13 protein-coding genes and 3 rRNA genes are annotated in these 16,946 nt (G+C 65.8%); 1 reads left to right on the top strand and 15 read right to left on the bottom strand.

Annotated elements, in window-relative coordinates; all coding sequences use genetic code 11:
- Nucleotides 1-9 precede the first annotated feature (9 nt).
- The 11 genes from FHX80_RS11760 to FHX80_RS11815 form a co-directional block, all read right to left on the bottom strand.
- Nucleotides 10-1,107: an NAD-dependent epimerase/dehydratase family protein gene (locus tag FHX80_RS11760; RefSeq protein WP_145764147.1), complete on the bottom strand. Its 1,098-nt coding sequence runs from the start codon at nt 1,105-1,107 to the stop codon at nt 10-12.
- Between the two features lie 231 nt (nt 1,108-1,338).
- Nucleotides 1,339-1,437: a 30S ribosomal protein bS22 gene (locus tag FHX80_RS11765; RefSeq protein WP_003948845.1), complete on the bottom strand. Its 99-nt coding sequence runs from the start codon at nt 1,435-1,437 to the stop codon at nt 1,339-1,341.
- Nucleotides 1,438-1,547: 110 nt separating this feature from the next.
- Nucleotides 1,548-1,760 carry a helix-turn-helix domain-containing protein gene (locus tag FHX80_RS11770; protein ID WP_158072253.1) on the bottom strand — a complete coding sequence of 71 codons (213 nt, stop codon included), beginning with the start codon at nt 1,758-1,760 and terminating at the stop codon, nt 1,548-1,550.
- Nucleotides 1,761-1,888: 128 nt separating this feature from the next.
- Nucleotides 1,889-2,704, bottom strand: a complete 816-nt coding sequence (locus FHX80_RS11775; RefSeq protein WP_145764148.1) for a phosphatase — start codon at nt 2,702-2,704, stop codon at nt 1,889-1,891.
- Nucleotides 2,705-2,798: 94 nt separating this feature from the next.
- The gene (locus tag FHX80_RS11780) at nt 2,799-3,971 is read right to left on the bottom strand and encodes an acetoin utilization protein AcuC (protein WP_145764149.1); all 1,173 of its coding nucleotides are present in this window, start codon (nt 3,969-3,971) and stop codon (nt 2,799-2,801) included.
- Nucleotides 3,940-5,142 (bottom strand): MFS transporter, encoded by a 1,203-nt coding sequence (locus tag FHX80_RS11785; RefSeq protein ID WP_145764150.1) that lies wholly within the window; start codon nt 5,140-5,142, stop codon nt 3,940-3,942. Before FHX80_RS11785 ends, FHX80_RS11780 begins: the two co-directional genes overlap by 32 nt.
- A gap of 42 nt (nt 5,143-5,184) precedes the next feature.
- Nucleotides 5,185-5,829: an HAD family hydrolase gene (locus FHX80_RS11790; protein ID WP_145764151.1), complete on the bottom strand. Its 645-nt coding sequence runs from the start codon at nt 5,827-5,829 to the stop codon at nt 5,185-5,187.
- Between the two features lie 74 nt (nt 5,830-5,903).
- A 5S ribosomal RNA gene (gene rrf, locus FHX80_RS11795) occupies nt 5,904-6,020 on the bottom strand.
- Nucleotides 6,021-6,099: 79 nt separating this feature from the next.
- Nucleotides 6,100-9,224: ribosomal RNA gene (locus tag FHX80_RS11800) — 23S ribosomal RNA — on the bottom strand.
- A 299-nt stretch (nt 9,225-9,523) separates the two neighbouring features.
- Nucleotides 9,524-11,049: ribosomal RNA gene (locus FHX80_RS11805) — 16S ribosomal RNA — on the bottom strand.
- The 16S, 23S and 5S rRNA genes sit together here, the layout of an rRNA operon.
- A gap of 654 nt (nt 11,050-11,703) precedes the next feature.
- Entirely contained in the window at nt 11,704-12,726 is a 1,023-nt protein-coding gene (locus FHX80_RS11815) for a GlxA family transcriptional regulator (RefSeq protein WP_145764152.1), read from the bottom strand.
- A gap of 74 nt (nt 12,727-12,800) precedes the next feature.
- On the opposite strand from FHX80_RS11815, the gene FHX80_RS11820 reads away from it, so the two are divergent.
- On the top strand, nt 12,801-13,388 hold the full coding sequence (locus FHX80_RS11820; protein WP_145764154.1) for a cysteine hydrolase family protein: 588 nt from the start codon (nt 12,801-12,803) through the stop codon (nt 13,386-13,388).
- Between the two features lies 1 nt (nt 13,389).
- On the opposite strand, the gene proC is transcribed toward FHX80_RS11820, so the two are convergent.
- The 4 genes from proC to FHX80_RS11840 all read right to left on the bottom strand — a co-directional run bounded on the left by proC (nt 13,390) and on the right by FHX80_RS11840 (nt 16,867).
- Complete coding sequence (proC, locus tag FHX80_RS11825) at nt 13,390-14,199, bottom strand: pyrroline-5-carboxylate reductase (protein WP_145764155.1); 810 nt, start codon at nt 14,197-14,199, stop codon at nt 13,390-13,392.
- A gap of 148 nt (nt 14,200-14,347) precedes the next feature.
- Nucleotides 14,348-15,148, bottom strand: a complete 801-nt coding sequence (locus tag FHX80_RS11830) for an ABC transporter permease (protein ID WP_145764156.1) — start codon at nt 15,146-15,148, stop codon at nt 14,348-14,350.
- Entirely contained in the window at nt 15,145-15,912 is a 768-nt protein-coding gene (locus FHX80_RS11835) for an ABC transporter ATP-binding protein (RefSeq protein ID WP_145764157.1), read from the bottom strand. Before FHX80_RS11835 ends, FHX80_RS11830 begins: the two co-directional genes overlap by 4 nt.
- A 79-nt stretch (nt 15,913-15,991) precedes the next feature.
- A complete protein-coding gene (locus tag FHX80_RS11840) occupies nt 15,992-16,867 on the bottom strand; it encodes a class I SAM-dependent methyltransferase (RefSeq protein ID WP_145764158.1) in 876 nt (291 codons plus the stop codon).
- Nucleotides 16,868-16,946: the final 79 nt, after the last annotated feature.

Raw genomic sequence — 16,946 nt, forward strand, 5'->3', positions numbered from 1 at the left:
TGCGCTCCTCTACCTGACGCTCGGAGTCGGGTGTGTGTCGCCGCCGGCCCCGGTGGTCCCCGGAGCCCCGCCGGTCCCCCCGGCGAACGGCATCGCTGCCAGTCTGTCGACGGCCCGGCCCACCGCCTCGGGCGGCAGCAACCCCGGTCTCCGGCTGCGCGCGAAGTCCGCGAACGTCTCCACGGTGGTGAACCGCGGCCGAAAGCCCAGGGTTTCGCGCATCTGGACCGTGGAAACCACCCTGCCATGGGTGAGCAGCCGGATCTGCTCCGGCGAGAAGTCCGTCATCCCCACCGTACGGAGCGCCTGCCCCACCCAGGTGACCGCGGGCAGCAGCAGCGGCATGGTCGGCCTCCCCAGCCGCCGCGAGCACTGCGAGAGCAGCAGCACCCCGTCCCCGGCGATATTGAAGGTGCCACTGTTCAGCGTCCCGCGCAGGGGTTCGCTCGCGGCGATGCCGAGTACGTCGATGACGTCGTCCTCGTGCACGAACTGGAGCCTCGGGTCGTACCCGAACACCGTCGGCAGCACCGGCAGCGACAGATAGTCAGCCAGCGGCGAATCCGCGCCCGGCCCCAGGATGTTCGCGAACCTGAGCACGCACACGGCCACGTCGGGCCTGCGGCGCGCGAAGCCCCGTACGTACCCCTCGACCTCCACCGCGTCCTTCGCGAAGCCCCCGCTCGGCAGGGACTTGGGCGGGGTCGTCTCGTGGAAGACCGCCGGATCGCGGGGGGCGGAGCCGTACACGCCCGTACTGGACTTGACCACCAGCCGCTGAACGGACGGGGCCTTCTGACACGCACCGAGCAACTGCATGGTGCCGATGACGTTGGTCTCCTTGACCGCGCTGCGGCCCTGGGTCCCGAGACCCATTCCGCTGACGTCCAGGTGGACGACCGTGTCGACCGCGTGTTCGGCAAGAACTCTGGCGATGGCGGGCTGTCGGATGTCCGCCGTCACGAAGACGGCGTCCCCCAGCTGATGGCCGGGCGCGATCGCGTCGACCGCGATAACCCGGTCCACGCCCGGATCACGCTGGATGCGCCGCACGAACCGGCCGCCCAGTTGCCGGGCCGCTCCCGTGACGAGCACGACCTTCCCCAAGATCAGCGCCTTCCGTCGGTCTCCCGTGAAGTGAGTCGGAGGGTCCCTCGAAGAGGTTCTCCCCCGGTCGTCACCGTAGCGGGTGGATGTTGCCCTGTGACGACCGCGCGGCAGGCTTGTGCCGCGTGATGGCCCGAATGCGTGCACCCGCCGTACACATGGTCCGCGACAGCACCGCAGCCCTCCCGCCGAAAAGGCGGAAGGGCTGCGGATTTCACGAACTGCGTTCGCCTACTTCTTGTTGCGACGCTGAACGCGAGTGCGCTTGAGCAGCTTGCGGTGCTTCTTCTTGGCCATCCGCTTGCGCCGCTTCTTAATGACAGAGCCCACGACTACCCTCGCTCACTTCTTCTTCACTGGTGCGGGGCGTCTGGGCCCACACGACCTACGTCGGCCTAGCCTACCCGCCACCGGGTGAGGGACGTAATCCGAGGGGAATGTCAGGCCGACCCCACCCCCACGAAGGACTCCCGGAGATACTCGTGAACCGCTTGCTCCGGCACCCGGAAGGACCTTCCCACCCGGATCGCCGGCAGATGACCACTGTGCACCAAGCGGTACACGGTCATCTTCGACACTCGCATGACCGACGCGACTTCCGCCACGGTCAGAAACTTGACCTCGTTGAGAGGCCTCTCGCTGTCAGCAGCCATGATCCACCTGTACCTTCCGCACGCGACGCGCACCGGCTTCCCCTCCGGTGACTCTTCGTCGATGTGCGCTCACTGCCCAGATTAGGGGCGTGTGATGCGAGTGGGGAAGAGGAGAGACGATCGGCCAACTACTGTGACAGACACGCCCGATTGAGTACATAGCGAGTGAGCGGCAGATAGTAGGCGGACCGCACGGCGTCGTCGAGCGGAACGGCGACCGACACCCGCCCCTCGGCCTCACCGACGAACAGCGCCGGATCGTCCGTATCGGCCAGCCCGATCGCCTCGATACCCAGCTGACCTGCCCCGCAGACCCATCCGTGGTCCCCGACGACCAGTTCCGGCAGCGGCCCCCGGCCCTCCGCGGCAGCGTCCAGGACGACCCTGACCGGCAGCGGTGAGTGGGAGTGTGCGCCGGTACCACCACCGGGCACCCGCGCGCCGGGTTCGCGCACCAGCGCGACTCCCCGTACGTAGTCAAGGTTGTACGTGCGTACGCCGAACCGGGTCGTTATGTCGATACATCGGCCCTGCGCGGGGGTGAGTACGGCGCACCCCACCGCCGACAAAGCGTCTGCCAGTGCTGCGTAGAAGCCGAGCAGCCGGTGCGGATGCCCCGTCCCGAACAGCACCGGCGCCTGCCGGAGAGCCGCGTCCGACAGCCGCGCGGCAAACGCGTCCAGCCCCGCCAGCGTCCGCTCCGGATCGATCACATCGGGACCCGAGACATGCTCGGGATCGTCCGAGACCCCACACTTCTCGGCCATGAGACGGAGAAGCTCCCGCTCCCCCCAGTCCTGTCCGGGATCGAGGCCGAGGGTCACCCGGGGGTCCCTGGCCGCGAAGAGCCGATAACTCCGCAGACTCACCTCCCGCGAGGTGGCCACGGGCCCGGCCAGCCGGGCCGCCAGCAGATGCGCGCGCAGCGCGCCGGTGCTCAACACCCTGCCGATGCTCCTCCACCCGCACCGCCCGGGGGCCAAAACCCGGGTCACCCCCCACAGTTGGCGTAACCCGTGCACCCCGGCCGACCGTGCGTCAGGTCAGCAGGCCCCGCAGCGGAAACGCCGCACGCCGGGTGGCCAGCACCGCCTGGTCCAGCCGGTCCGCCGGGTCGTAACCCTCTTCCCACGACTTCCACGACGGGGTGCGCCCGTCCGTCATCCGGGCCGGCCCGAGCTGCCGGGTCCGGGCGTACACCTCGTCCCGCCAGGACGACGGAATCACCGACTCCGGGTCGATGGGCGCATGCGCGGCGATCCCCACCAGATGAGTCCAGGACCGCGGAACCACGTCCACCACCGCATAGCCGCCCCCGCCGAGCGCCACCCAGCGCCCGCCGTCCGCGTACTCATGGGCGAGGTCGTGGCAGGCCGCCATCACGGCACGCTGAGCGTCCAGCGACACCGCGAGATGGGCCAGCGGATCCTCGAAGTGCGTGTCGGCCCCGTGCTGCGTCACCAGGACCTGCGGCCGGAAGTCCGCCAGCAGCTCCGGCACCACCGCGTGGAACGCCCGCAGCCACCCCGCGTCCCCCGTCCCGGCCGGCAGCGCCACGTTCACCGCACCGCCCGCGCCCGCACCCGCGCCGGTCTCCTCCGGCCAGCCGGTCTGCGGGAACAGCGTCCGCGGGTGCTCGTGCAGCGAGACCGTCAGTACCCTCGGGTCCTCCCAGAAGGCCGTCTGTACGCCGTCACCGTGGTGCACGTCCACATCGATGTACGCGACCCGTTCCGCACCCAGCTCCAGCAGCCGCGCGATGGCGAGTGCCGGGTCGTTGTAGATGCAGAAGCCCGCAGCACTGCCGGGCATGGCGTGGTGGAGCCCGCCGGTGAAGTTCACCGCGTGTCCGGTGTCACCCCGCCACACCGCCTCCGCCGCCGCCACCGACTGCCCCGCGATCAGCGCCGACACCTCGTGCATCCCGGCGAATGCCGGGTCGTCCGTCGTCCCGAGCCCGTAGTTCTGGTCGGCGTGGTCCGGATCCACCGAGGCCGCCCGCACGGCGGCCACGTAGTCGGAGCGGTGCACGAGCCGCAGCGTGGACTCCCCGGCGGGCTTGGCCGCCACCACATCCACCGCACGGTCGAGACCGAACGCCCGCACCAGACCCATCGTCAGCACGAGTCTGACCGGGTCCATGGGATGACTGTCCCCGAAGTCGTATCCCGTTACTGCGTCATCCCACATCAACTGTGCGCGGCCGCTCATGCCCGCCACCGTATCGGGCGGGCTCCGCGTCGAACGACTTGGCGTACACCAGAATCGCGAGCACCAGCACCATCGGGACGAGCATCGCGCCCCGGTAGCTCCAGGCGTCCCCGAGCCCTCCCACCAGGGGCGAGCCGACCAGGAAGCCCACGTAGTTGAAGATGTTCAGCCGGGCGATGGCGGTGTCACTCGCACCGGGGAACATCCGTCCCGCGGCCGCGAACGTCTGCGGCACGACCACACACAGCCCGAACCCCAGCAGCGTGAACCCGAGCATCCCGACCCAGGCCCCGCCCGCGACGGCCACCACACCGAACCCGGCCGCGGCGAGCACACTCCCGAACCGCACCACGGCCACCGCGCCGAACCGCCGCACCCCGAAGTCCCCGACGGCCCGGCCCAGCAACGTCGTCACCATGTAGACGTTGTACGGAACGGTCGAGAGCTGCTCCGAGCTCCCCAGCACGTCCTGCAGATACTTGGCGCTCCAGTTGGAGACGGTCGAGTCCCCGATGTACGCGAAGCTCATCACCAGACAGAGCGGCATCAGCAGCTTGAACGAGACCGAGACGGCCTTGTCCTTCGCCGCGCGCTGTCCCTCGTCCTCCTGATTCCCCTCGACGTACCACCGGCTCCCGACGAGCGCCACGGGCAACAGCAGCACCACGACCGGTAGGTACGAGGCCAGCAGCGACAGATCCCAGTGCGCCCCGGCCCACGCCAGCGATGCCCCGGCGATCCCGCCAAGGCTGTACGCGGCGTGGAAGCCGAGCATGATGGAGCGTCCGTACGCCCGCTGAAGGCTGACACCGATCATGTTCGTGGAGGCGTCCAGCGCACCGACGGCCAGCCCGAACACACCGAGCGCCAGGGCTGCCTCCCACAACTCGCTCCCGGCACCGACACCGAGCAGCGCGAGCAGCACGAGGGGCTGCGTCCACCGCAGGACCACGCGCGGCCGTACCCGCGCGACCACCTTCTCGGTGACCACGCTGCCCACGCCGGCCAGGATCGGCACGGCGGCGAGGAACACGGGCAGCAGGCCGTCGGATATCCCGTACCGGTCCTGAATGGCGGGGATCCGCGTCACGAGGGAAGCGAACGTGACGCCCTGCACGAAGAAGCTCAACGTGAGGGAGGCTCTGCCGTGCCGCAAACGTGCATCTGTCATGGGCGCGAGCGTAGAGCCAGTTCCTACCCATCGGTAGATGTGTCAGGCGAGCAATTCCCTCAGTTGTCCCATGTCGGAGAAATGCCCGGTCACCCCGGCCAGCCGGTCCGCCGGCATCATCGAGGTGAAGCCGTACACATCCATCCCCGCGGCCCTGGCCGCCTCCACTCCGAGCGGGCTGTCCTCGATGACGACGCACTTCTCCGGCCGCACGCCCATCCGGTCGGCGGCGTGCAGGAACAGGTCGGGCGCCGGTTTTCCCCGCCCCACGTCCTCGGCGCTGAAGATCCACTCCTCCTCGAACCACTGGTCGAGCCCGGTCTTGAGGTGCCCGACCCGGATCCGCTCGTGGCTGCCGGAAGAAGCGACACAGTACGGAACCCCCTCGGCGACGAGATCCCCCAGCACCTCCTCGACGCCGGGTACGGGTTGAAGCTCCTGCCGGAACGCGGCGAACACCCGCGAATGGAAGGTGTCGTCGAAGTCCGCGGGCAGCTTCTCCCCACCCCGCTCCTCGACGAGGTCGTGCACCCGGTGCACGGCGGCCCCCATGTAGTCGCGGAGCGAGTCCTCGTACGAGGTGGGGTGCCCGAGCTCCGTGAGGTAGTCGGCCAGGATGGTGTTGGAGATCGGCTCGCTGTCCACGAGCACACCGTCGTTGTCGAAGATGACCAGTTCGTAGCGCATGCCACGACCTTAAACTGTCCGGAACGCAGAAAAGCCCCGTGCCACAAGGGCACGGGGCTTAACTATCAAAAGGAGTTCGGCGGCGTCCTACTCTCCCACAGGGTCCCCCCTGCAGTACCATCGGCGCTGAAAGGCTTAGCTTCCGGGTTCGGAATGTAACCGGGCGTTTCCCTAACGCAATGACCACCGAAACACTATGAAATTAACCAACACCGGAACAAAACACGGCCGTTCGTTATTTCAGAACTAACACAGTGGACGCGAGCAACTGAGGACAAGCCCTCGGCCTATTAGTACCAGTCAGCTCCACCCGTTACCGGGCTTCCACATCTGGCCTATCAACCCAGTCGTCTACTGGGAGCCTTAACCCTTCAAGAGGGTGGGAATACTCATCTCGAAGCAGGCTTCCCGCTTAGATGCTTTCAGCGGTTATCCTTTCCGAACGTAGCCAACCAGCCATGCCCTTGGCAGGACAACTGGCACACCAGAGGTTCGTCCGTCCCGGTCCTCTCGTACTAGGGACAGCCCTTCTCAATATTCCTACGCGCACAGCGGATAGGGACCGAACTGTCTCACGACGTTCTAAACCCAGCTCGCGTACCGCTTTAATGGGCGAACAGCCCAACCCTTGGGACCGACTCCAGCCCCAGGATGCGACGAGCCGACATCGAGGTGCCAAACCATCCCGTCGATATGGACTCTTGGGGAAGATCAGCCTGTTATCCCCGGGGTACCTTTTATCCGTTGAGCGACAGCGCTTCCACAAGCCACTGCCGGATCACTAGTCCCGACTTTCGTCCCTGCTCGACCCGTCGGTCTCACAGTCAAGCTCCCTTGTGCACTTACACTCAACACCTGATTGCCAACCAGGCTGAGGGAACCTTTGGGCGCCTCCGTTACTCTTTAGGAGGCAACCGCCCCAGTTAAACTACCCATCAGACACTGTCCCTGATCCGGATCACGGACCCAGGTTAGACATCCAGCACGACCAGAGTGGTATTTCAACGACGACTCCACAACCACTGGCGTGGCCGCTTCAAAGTCTCCCACCTATCCTACACAAGCCGAACCGAACACCAATATCAAACTATAGTAAAGGTCCCGGGGTCTTTCCGTCCTGCTGCGCGAAACGAGCATCTTTACTCGTAGTGCAATTTCACCGGGCCTATGGTTGAGACAGTCGAGAAGTCGTTACGCCATTCGTGCAGGTCGGAACTTACCCGACAAGGAATTTCGCTACCTTAGGATGGTTATAGTTACCACCGCCGTTTACTGGCGCTTAAGTTCTCAGCTTCGCCGACCCGAAAGTCAGCTAACCGGTCCCCTTAACGTTCCAGCACCGGGCAGGCGTCAGTCCGTATACATCGCCTTACGGCTTCGCACGGACCTGTGTTTTTAGTAAACAGTCGCTTCTCGCTGGTCTCTGCGGCCACCCCCAGCTCACCGAGTAAATCGGATCACCAGTGATGGCCCCCCTTCTCCCGAAGTTACGGGGGCATTTTGCCGAGTTCCTTAACCATAGTTCACCCGAACGCCTCGGTATTCTCTACCTGACCACCTGAGTCGGTTTAGGGTACGGGCCGCCATGAAACTCGCTAGAGGCTTTTCTCGACAGCATAGGATCATCCACTTCACCACAATCGGCTCGGCATCAGGTCTCAGCCTTAATGTGTGACGGATTTACCTACCACACGGCCTACACCCTTACCCCGGGACTACCACCGCCCGGGCTGGACTACCTTCCTGCGTCACCCCATCGCTTACCTAATACAAGTCTGGTTCGTCGGCTCCACCACTACCCTCAACTCCGAAGAGATCGGGCCGGCTTCACGGACTTAGCATCGCCTGATTCAGTATTGGGCGTTTCAAAGCGGGTACCGGAATATCAACCGGTTGTCCATCGACTACGCCTGTCGGCCTCGCCTTAGGTCCCGACTTACCCTGGGCAGATCAGCTTGACCCAGGAACCCTTAGTCAATCGGCGCACACGTTTCTCACGTGTGTATCGCTACTCATGCCTGCATTCTCACTCGTGAACCGTCCACAACTCGCTTCCGCGGCTGCTTCACCCGGCACACGACGCTCCCCTACCCATCCACACAGGCGTTGGCCCTATATGTGTGAATGACACGACTTCGGCGGTACGCTTGAGCCCCGCTACATTGTCGGCGCGGAATCACTTGACCAGTGAGCTATTACGCACTCTTTCAAGGGTGGCTGCTTCTAAGCCAACCTCCTGGTTGTCTCTGCGACTCCACATCCTTTCCCACTTAGCGTACGCTTAGGGGCCTTAGTCGATGCTCTGGGCTGTTTCCCTCTCGACCATGGAGCTTATCCCCCACAGTCTCACTGCCGTGCTCTCACTTACCGGCATTCGGAGTTTGGCTAAGGTCAGTAACCCGGTAGGGCCCATCGCCTATCCAGTGCTCTACCTCCGGCAAGAAACACACGACGCTGCACCTAAATGCATTTCGGGGAGAACCAGCTATCACGGAGTTTGATTGGCCTTTCACCCCTAACCACAGGTCATCCCCCAGGTTTTCAACCCTGGTGGGTTCGGTCCTCCACGAAGTCTTACCTCCGCTTCAACCTGCCCATGGCTAGATCACTCCGCTTCGGGTCTTGAGCGCGCTACTAAATCGCCCTATTCGGACTCGCTTTCGCTACGGCTTCCCCACACGGGTTAACCTCGCAACACACCGCAAACTCGCAGGCTCATTCTTCAAAAGGCACGCAGTCACGACGCACCGAGCAAGCTCGATGCGCGACGCTCCCACGGCTTGTAGGCACACGGTTTCAGGTACTATTTCACTCCGCTCCCGCGGTACTTTTCACCATTCCCTCACGGTACTATCCGCTATCGGTCACCAGGGAATATTTAGGCTTAACGGGTGGTCCCGCCAGATTCACACGGGATTTCTCGGGCCCCGTGCTACTTGGGTGTCTCTTAAACGAGCCGTTGATGTTTCAGCTACGGGGGTCTTACCCTCTACGCCGGACCTTTCGCATGTCCTTCGCCTACATCAACGGTTTCTGACTCGTCTCACAGCCGGCAGACCGTGAAAAAGAGATCCCACAACCCCGCATGCGCAACCCCTGCCGGGTATCACACGCATACGGTTTGGCCTGATCCAGTTTCGCTCGCCACTACTCCCGGAATCACGGTTGTTTTCTCTTCCTGAGGGTACTGAGATGTTTCACTTCCCCTCGTTCCCTCCACACTGCCTATGTGTTCAGCAGTGGGTGACAGCCCATGACGACTGCCGGGTTTCCCCATTCGGACACCCCCGGATCAAAGCTTGGTTGACAGCTCCCCGGGGCCTATCGTGGCCTCCCACGTCCTTCATCGGTTCCTGGTGCCAAGGCATCCACCGTGCGCCCTTAAAAACTTGGCCACAGATGCTCGCGTCCACTGTGCAGTTCTCAAACAACGACCAGCCACCCGTCACACACCGCATACACGATGCTTTACCGGGGCCGGCAACCGAAGGACGACCAATGACGGCCGTACCTTCAGATACCCAACAGCGTGCCCGACCCGACCGATCACTTCCCACATTCCACGCCGAAGCAGTACTAGTGAAAAACAACCTGTCGTGCCGAATAGTCAACGTTCCACCCATGAGCTGACCACCGTCGATCATTTGCCGACGTAGTGGCTCTGGATTCCTTGCGGAATCTAGATGCTCCTTAGAAAGGAGGTGATCCAGCCGCACCTTCCGGTACGGCTACCTTGTTACGACTTCGTCCCAATCGCCAGTCCCACCTTCGACAGCTCCCTCCCACAAGGGGTTGGGCCACCGGCTTCGGGTGTTACCGACTTTCGTGACGTGACGGGCGGTGTGTACAAGGCCCGGGAACGTATTCACCGCAGCAATGCTGATCTGCGATTACTAGCAACTCCGACTTCATGGGGTCGAGTTGCAGACCCCAATCCGAACTGAGACCGGCTTTTTGAGATTCGCTCCGCCTCGCGGCATCGCAGCTCATTGTACCGGCCATTGTAGCACGTGTGCAGCCCAAGACATAAGGGGCATGATGACTTGACGTCGTCCCCACCTTCCTCCGAGTTGACCCCGGCAGTCTCCTGTGAGTCCCCATCACCCCGAAGGGCATGCTGGCAACACAGAACAAGGGTTGCGCTCGTTGCGGGACTTAACCCAACATCTCACGACACGAGCTGACGACAGCCATGCACCACCTGTATACCGACCACAAGGGGGGCACCATCTCTGATGCTTTCCGGTATATGTCAAGCCTTGGTAAGGTTCTTCGCGTTGCGTCGAATTAAGCCACATGCTCCGCTGCTTGTGCGGGCCCCCGTCAATTCCTTTGAGTTTTAGCCTTGCGGCCGTACTCCCCAGGCGGGGAACTTAATGCGTTAGCTGCGGCACCGACGACGTGGAATGTCGCCAACACCTAGTTCCCAACGTTTACGGCGTGGACTACCAGGGTATCTAATCCTGTTCGCTCCCCACGCTTTCGCTCCTCAGCGTCAGTAATGGCCCAGAGATCCGCCTTCGCCACCGGTGTTCCTCCTGATATCTGCGCATTTCACCGCTACACCAGGAATTCCGATCTCCCCTACCACACTCTAGCCTGCCCGTATCGACTGCAGACCCGGGGTTAAGCCCCGGGCTTTCACAACCGACGCAACAAGCCGCCTACGAGCTCTTTACGCCCAATAATTCCGGACAACGCTTGCGCCCTACGTATTACCGCGGCTGCTGGCACGTAGTTAGCCGGCGCTTCTTCTGCAGGTACCGTCACTTTCGCTTCTTCCCTGCTGAAAGAGGTTTACAACCCGAAGGCCGTCATCCCTCACGCGGCGTCGCTGCATCAGGCTTTCGCCCATTGTGCAATATTCCCCACTGCTGCCTCCCGTAGGAGTCTGGGCCGTGTCTCAGTCCCAGTGTGGCCGGTCGCCCTCTCAGGCCGGCTACCCGTCGTCGCCTTGGTAGGCCATTACCCCACCAACTAGCTGATAGGCCGCGGGCTCATCCTTCACCGCCGGAGCTTTTAACCTTCCCCCATGAGAGGGAAAGTATTATCCGGTATTAGACCCCGTTTCCAGGGCTTGTCCCAGAGTGAAGGGCAGATTGCCCACGTGTTACTCACCCGTTCGCCACTAATCCACCCCGAAGGGCTTCATCGTTCGACTTGCATGTGTTAAGCACGCCGCCAGCGTTCGTCCTGAGCCAGGATCAAACTCTCCGTGAATGTTTTCCCGTAATCGGGATGACACCACGAGAGCGGAACAATCAAGTCGGAATATGACCGATCGTCCACTGTGTCCTCGCTATGTGCATTGCCTGCCAGACCCGTAAGGAATCTGCCAGGACTTTCAAAGGAACCTCGAACCTGCCGAAGCAGGTCGGGGTATCAACATATCTGGCGTTGACTTTTGGCACGCTGTTGAGTTCTCAAGGAACGGACGCTTCCTTTGTACTCACCGCAGAACATTTTCTGCGGCTTTCCTCCGGGCGCTTCCCTTCGGTCTTGCGTTTCCGACTCTATCAGACTCTTTCGTGTCCGATTCCCGGTCGAAGCGGGTTTCGCATTTTCGCTTTCCAGTTCTTCGCTTTCGCGTTTCCCTTTCCGGCGAGTCCGACTCTATCAGATCCTTTCGGGCCCGATTCCCAGTCAGTGGGGCTTGTCTTTCCGGCTGTTGGGCCGTTCCGACGAGTGAGACATTAGCGGATTCCAGGGCCCCGACGCTAATCGGGGTCACGTTCCTTCGAACGCGGATTCCTCATTCCACAAATGCGCACGCAAAGACAGGCGACAGCTGTCGCTCACTCGTTGTGGTTACTGCGGAATGGCTGTCCGGGGACCGACCGGGGTCGGCGCTCACGTCGGACAACTCGGAGCACACTACGGTTGCGGGCCGGGCGTGTCAACCCCGGGTCCTGCCGGGGTGTGGTGGAAGGCCAGACGGTAGTCACGGGGGCTGGTGGACAGGTGGGTCGCGAAGTGCTGGCGCATGGTGATCTCGCTGCCGAAGCCGGTGCGGCGGGCGACCTCGGGGAGGGGTAGGTCGGTGCGCTCCAGAAGCTTCTGAGCTGCGGCGATGCGTTGGGTGATCAGCCAGCGCAGTGGAGCGGTGCCGGTGGTCGCCCGGAAGTGGCGGGCGAAGGAGCGCGGGGACATGCCCGCACGGGCGGCGAGGCCGGCCACTGTGTGCGGTTGGGCCAGATGTGTCAGGGCGAAGGCTCGTACCTCGGCGAGGGTGTCGGCATCGCGGTCGGCGTGCGGGGTGGGGTGCTCGATGAACTGGGCCTGGGTTCCGGTACGGAACGGGGCCGTGACCATCGAACGCGCGATCGTCGCCGCGGCCTCCGCGCCATGGGCCGTACGGACGAGGTGGAGGCAGAGATCGATGCCGGCCGCCGTGCCCGCGGATGTCCAGAGGTTGTCGTCGTGGACGAAGAGTGCGTCACGGACGACCTTCACGCCGGGGTGGTGGGTGCGCAGGAGGTCGGTGAGGTTCCAGTGGGTGACTGCCCGGCGGCCGTCCAGGAGCCCCGCCTGGGCGAGCGTGAAGGCGCCCCCGCAGAGGGCGGCGATCGGGGTGGCTCGGGCATGGGCGCGTCGCAGGGCTTCGAGGACCGGGCCGGGGGCCGGTGTCAGGTGGTCGTCGAGACCGGGGACCACGATCAGGTCGGCGCGGGACAGCCAGGCGAGCGTGCGGTCGGGGGTCAGCGAGAGGCCGCCGCGCAGCAGGATGGGAGCGGGGGCGGCCGCGGTGCGGCGCAGGTCGAATGCCGGGACGCCCCGGTCGGTGCGGTCCACACCCCAGACCTCCGTGATGACCGAGACATCGAACGCGCGGATGCCCGGAAAGGAGACGAGGGCGATTCGGTACGGGGTGGGGGTGGGGGCGGGGGTGGCGGGCATGGTGGCAGTAAAGCATCGGTCGATGACTTTTCGACCTCTGGGCCGCCGTGCTCCCGGGCGGCAGCATCGTTGCCATGGATATCGCGGAGAACGCAGCGCTGGTCGTGGTGGATGTACAGCAGGGATTCGAGGAGGAGGAGTACTGGGGGCCGCGGAACAATCCCTCGGCGGACCGGAACATCGCCGGGCTGATCGCTGCCTGGCAGTCCAGCGGGCGGCCGGTCGTGTTCGTACGGCATGACTCGCGTGCGCCGGATTCGCCGCTGCGGGTGGGGCATCCGGGGAACGGCTTCAAGCCGTACGTGGAGGAACGGCGGGGAAAGGGCGGTGGGCCCGAACTGTTTCTGACGAAGAGCGTGAACTCGGCGTTCTACGGGACGCCCGATCTGGGGGCGTGGCTGCGCGCGGGCGGGGTGCGGCAGATCGTGGTGGCCGGGATCCAGACCAATATGTGCGCGGAGACGACGGCGCGGATGGCGGGGAACCTGGGTTACGAGGTGTTCTTCGCGCTCGATGCGACCTACACCTTCGACGGGGTCGGCCCGTGGGGGTGGACGCTCGGGGCGGACGAGCTGGCGCGGGCCACCGCCGTGTCGCTGCACGGCGGTGGGTTCGCGGAGGTGGTGCGCAGTGCGGAGCTGATCGCTGCCGCCGCGCAGTAGCTCAGCCGTTGCCGGAGGCGAGTTCGCGGCTGCGGTCGCGGGCGGCTTCGAGGGCGGCGATGAGGGCGGCGCGTACGCCGTGGTTCTCCAGTTCGCGGATGGCGCTGATGGTGGTGCCGGCCGGGCTGGTGACGGCCTCGCGGAGTTTGACCGGGTGCTCGCCGCTGTCCCGGAGCATCACGGCGGCGCCGATGGCGGCCTGGACGATCAGGTCGTGGGCCTGGGCGCGGGGCAGGCCCAGCAGGATGCCGGCGTCCGTCATCGCCTCGACGAGGAAGTAGAAGTACGCGGGGCCCGAGCCGGAGAGCGCGGTGGCCGCGTCCTGCTGGGACTCGGGGACGCGCAGGGTCTTGCCGACCCCGCCGAAGATCGTCTCGGTGGTGGCGAGGTGCCCCGGGGTGGCGTGGCTGCCGGCTGAGATGACGGACATGCCCTCGTCGACCAGGACGGGGGTGTTCGGCATGACGCGGACGACCGGGGTGCCCTCGGCGAGGCGGTCCTCGATGAACGCGGTCGTGATGCCGGCCGCGGCGCTGATGACCAGGTGGTCGGCGGTGACATGGGCGGAGAGCTCGTCGAGGAGCCGGCCCATGTCCTGGGGCTTGGCCGCGAGGATGAGGATGTCGGCGCGCTCGGCGGCCTCGGCGTTGCTGACGGAGTCGACTCCGTAGCGGTTGCGGAGCTCCTCGGCACGCTCGGAGCGGCGGGTGGTGACCAGCAGGTTCGCCGGGCGCCACCCGGCCCGGATCATGCCGCTGAGCAGGGCCTCGCCGATCTTGCCGGTACCGAGGACTGCGACTGTCTGGGTCATGCGGTTCACCCTCCGGGCGGTGCCGGCTGTTCTAGGTGCCGGCTGTTTCAAGGTGCTGGCGGTTCGCGGTGCTGGCGGTTCGCGGTGCCGGCCGTACTTGGGGCCGGCTGTTCCTGGTGCGCGTGACCGCCATCCTCGCACCGGGCCGTCAGGTGGTCCGGCGGCGGAGGGTGGCTGCGCCGAGGGCGAGGACCAGGAGTGCGCAGCCCGCCACGATCAGGACGTCTCGGACGAAGTTGCCGGTGGTGTCCGGGTGCTGGAGGACCTCGTTCATGCCGTCGACCGCGTATGACATGGGCAGGACGTTCGAGATCGCTTCGAGGAAGGGTGCCATTCGGTCCCGGGCGATGAAAAGTCCGCAGAGCAGGAGCTGCGGGAAGATCACGGCTGGCATGAACTGGACGGCCTGGAACTCGGATGCCGCGAAGGCCGAGACGAACAGGCCGAGAGCCGTGCCGAGCAGGGCGTCGAGCACCGCGACCAGGAGGAGCAGCCACGCGGATCCGGTGACGTCCAGGCCGAGCGCCCACAACGACAGGCCGGTGGCCAGGAACGACTGGACGACGGCGACGGCGCCGAACGCGAGGGCGTAGCCGGCGATCAGGTCGCCCTTGCCGAGCGGCATGGCGAGGAGGCGTTCGAGGGTGCCCGAGGTGCGCTCGCGCAGGGTGGCGATCGAGGTCACCAGGAACATCGTGATCAGCGGGAAGATGCCGAGCAGCGAGGCGCCGATGGAGTTGAAGGTCCCGGCGCTGCCGTCGAAGACGTACCGCAGCAGCGTGATCATCACGACCGGGATCAGCAGGAGCAGCCCGATGGTGCGCGGGTCGTGGGTCAGCTGGCGCAGGACGCGGGCGGCGGTGGCGAGGGTGCGGGCGGCGCTCAGGACGGATGAGCCGGTCGCCGGGGGCGGTGTCGGGGTGCGCGTCGTGCTCGTGCTCGTGCTCATCGGGCGTTCTCCTGACGGGTGGCGGCCGCGTCGACCAGGTGGAGGAAGGCTTCTTCGACGGTGTCGGTGCGGGAGGCGGCGCGCAGTGCCTCGGGGGTGTCGTCGGCGAGGATCTCGCCCTCGCGCATCAGGAGCAGCCGGTGGCAGCGTTCGGCCTCGTCCATGACGTGCGAGGAGACGAGGATGGTGGTGCCGCGGTCGGCGGCGAGGCTGTGGAAGAGGTTCCACAGATCGCGTCGCAGCACCGGGTCCAGACCGACGGTGGGTTCGTCGAGGACGAGGAGTTCCGGGGTGCCGAGCAGTGCGACGGCGAGGGAGACACGGGTGCGCTGGCCGCCGGAGAGGGTGCCGGCGAGGGCGCCGGAGTGGGTGGTCAGGTCGACCTCGGTGATGGCGCGGGTGACGGCTTCGCGGCGGGCGACCCGGTGTCGGCGGCCCGGCTGCAGGATCGCCGCGAAGTAGTCGAGGTTCTGCCGGACGGTGAGGTCCGTGTAGACGGACGGCGCCTGGGTGACGTACCCGATCCGCGGCCGGAGGGTGGGGTGGCCCGCGGGGCTGCCCAGGACGTCGAGGGTGCCGGTGACCTTGGCCTGGGTGCCGACCACGGCCCGCATCAGGGTGGACTTGCCGCAGCCGGAGGGGCCGAGGAGCCCGGTGATCCTGCCTGGCTCGACGGTGAAGTCAAGGCCTTTCAGGACGGTGCGGTTGCCTCGTACGACGGTGAGGCCGCGGGCCTTGATGGCGACGCCCGAAGAATTCATCATGTGATGAATTTTGTCGTGGCGGCACGCCCCCGTCAAGGGAGCGGGCGCCGCACTCCGGTTCGGGCGCCGCGCATCCGGTTCAGCGGATGGCCACGTTCAGATCGACGACGTAGGTCTCCTCCACCGTGCCGTCCGGGAAGTGAGGTGCGAGGTGCTCGCGCTCCTCGGAGAGGAAGCGCCGGACGGGCTCGTCGCCGAGGATCAGGAAGGCGGAGTGGCTGCCCAGGTTGGCGAGGTGGGTGGCCAGGGGGACGCGCCGGGTCCAGGGCACGCGACGGTGTACGAACGTGAGTTCGGGCGGCAGGTCGTGGCCGTGGGCGGGCGAGCCGTGGGCGCCGGTGACCTCGGTTCTTTTCGGGGTCGCGGGCGCGGGCGCGGCTTCGGTATGTGCTTCGGGGCCGGCTTTCGTGCGGGCCTCGGCGCCGAAGAAGCGGCGCAGGCGGGCGTCCTGCTCGGCGATCCACGGGACGGTGTCGTCGGCGACGTTCCACCACAGGGCGAGCGCACCGCCCGGCCGCAGGACGCGCATGGCCTCGGGGGCGGAGCGGGTGGGGTCGGTCCAGTGCCAGGACTGGGCGTACGTGATCAGGTCGGCCGAGGCCGCGGCGAAGGGGAGGCGGTTGCCGTCGCCCCGTACCAACGGGACGTCCGGCAGGGTCCGCCGTAGTTCCGCCGCCATGCCGGGGCCCGGTTCGACGGCGACGACCCGGGCACCCCGGTCATGGAGGCGGCGGGTCGAGATGCCGGTTCCCGCGCCGATGTCGAGGGTGCGGGAGCCCCGCAGCGGGCGGTCGGCGAGTTCCTCGACGGCGTCGAGGAGGGCGTCCGGGTATCCGGGGCGGGCCGTGCCGTACTGGGCGGCGGCGCGGTCGAACGACAGGGCGCGCGGGGGCGCGGGCGAGGGGCGCGCGGACGGGCTCGAGTCCGGGATATTCGGGGTGTCTGTAGCGGCCATGCGGCCATGGTGGCCTCGGCGGCGCTGCCGGGGCGAGGCGTTGCGGCGGTTGTGGGGCCTGGGTCGCCCGGCCGGGCGA

Origin of the sequence: Streptomyces brevispora (genome assembly GCF_007829885.1) — a bacterium.
In the GTDB taxonomy this organism is placed as follows: Bacteria; Actinomycetota; Actinomycetes; order Streptomycetales; family Streptomycetaceae; genus Streptomyces; species Streptomyces brevispora.

What these genes read in the sequence shown, in the direction of transcription:
- FHX80_RS11770 (WP_158072253.1), bottom strand. Translation starts at nt 1,760, where the DNA reads ATGGCTGCTGACAGCGAGAGGCCTCTCAACGAGGTCAAGTTTCTGACC.
- FHX80_RS11780 (WP_145764149.1), bottom strand. Translation starts at nt 3,971, where the DNA reads ATGAGCGGCCGCGCACAGTTGATGTGGGATGACGCAGTAACGGGATAC.
- FHX80_RS11785 (WP_145764150.1), bottom strand. Translation starts at nt 5,142, where the DNA reads ATGACAGATGCACGTTTGCGGCACGGCAGAGCCTCCCTCACGTTGAGC.
- FHX80_RS11790 (WP_145764151.1), bottom strand. Translation starts at nt 5,829, where the DNA reads ATGCGCTACGAACTGGTCATCTTCGACAACGACGGTGTGCTCGTGGAC.
- FHX80_RS11815 (WP_145764152.1), bottom strand. Translation starts at nt 12,726, where the DNA reads ATGCCCGCCACCCCCGCCCCCACCCCCACCCCGTACCGAATCGCCCTC.
- FHX80_RS11820 (WP_145764154.1), top strand. Translation starts at nt 12,801, where the DNA reads ATGGATATCGCGGAGAACGCAGCGCTGGTCGTGGTGGATGTACAGCAG.
- proC (WP_145764155.1), bottom strand. Translation starts at nt 14,199, where the DNA reads ATGACCCAGACAGTCGCAGTCCTCGGTACCGGCAAGATCGGCGAGGCC.
- FHX80_RS11830 (WP_145764156.1), bottom strand. Translation starts at nt 15,148, where the DNA reads ATGAGCACGAGCACGAGCACGACGCGCACCCCGACACCGCCCCCGGCG.
- FHX80_RS11835 (WP_145764157.1), bottom strand. Translation starts at nt 15,912, where the DNA reads ATGATGAATTCTTCGGGCGTCGCCATCAAGGCCCGCGGCCTCACCGTC.
- FHX80_RS11840 (WP_145764158.1), bottom strand. Translation starts at nt 16,867, where the DNA reads ATGGCCGCTACAGACACCCCGAATATCCCGGACTCGAGCCCGTCCGCG.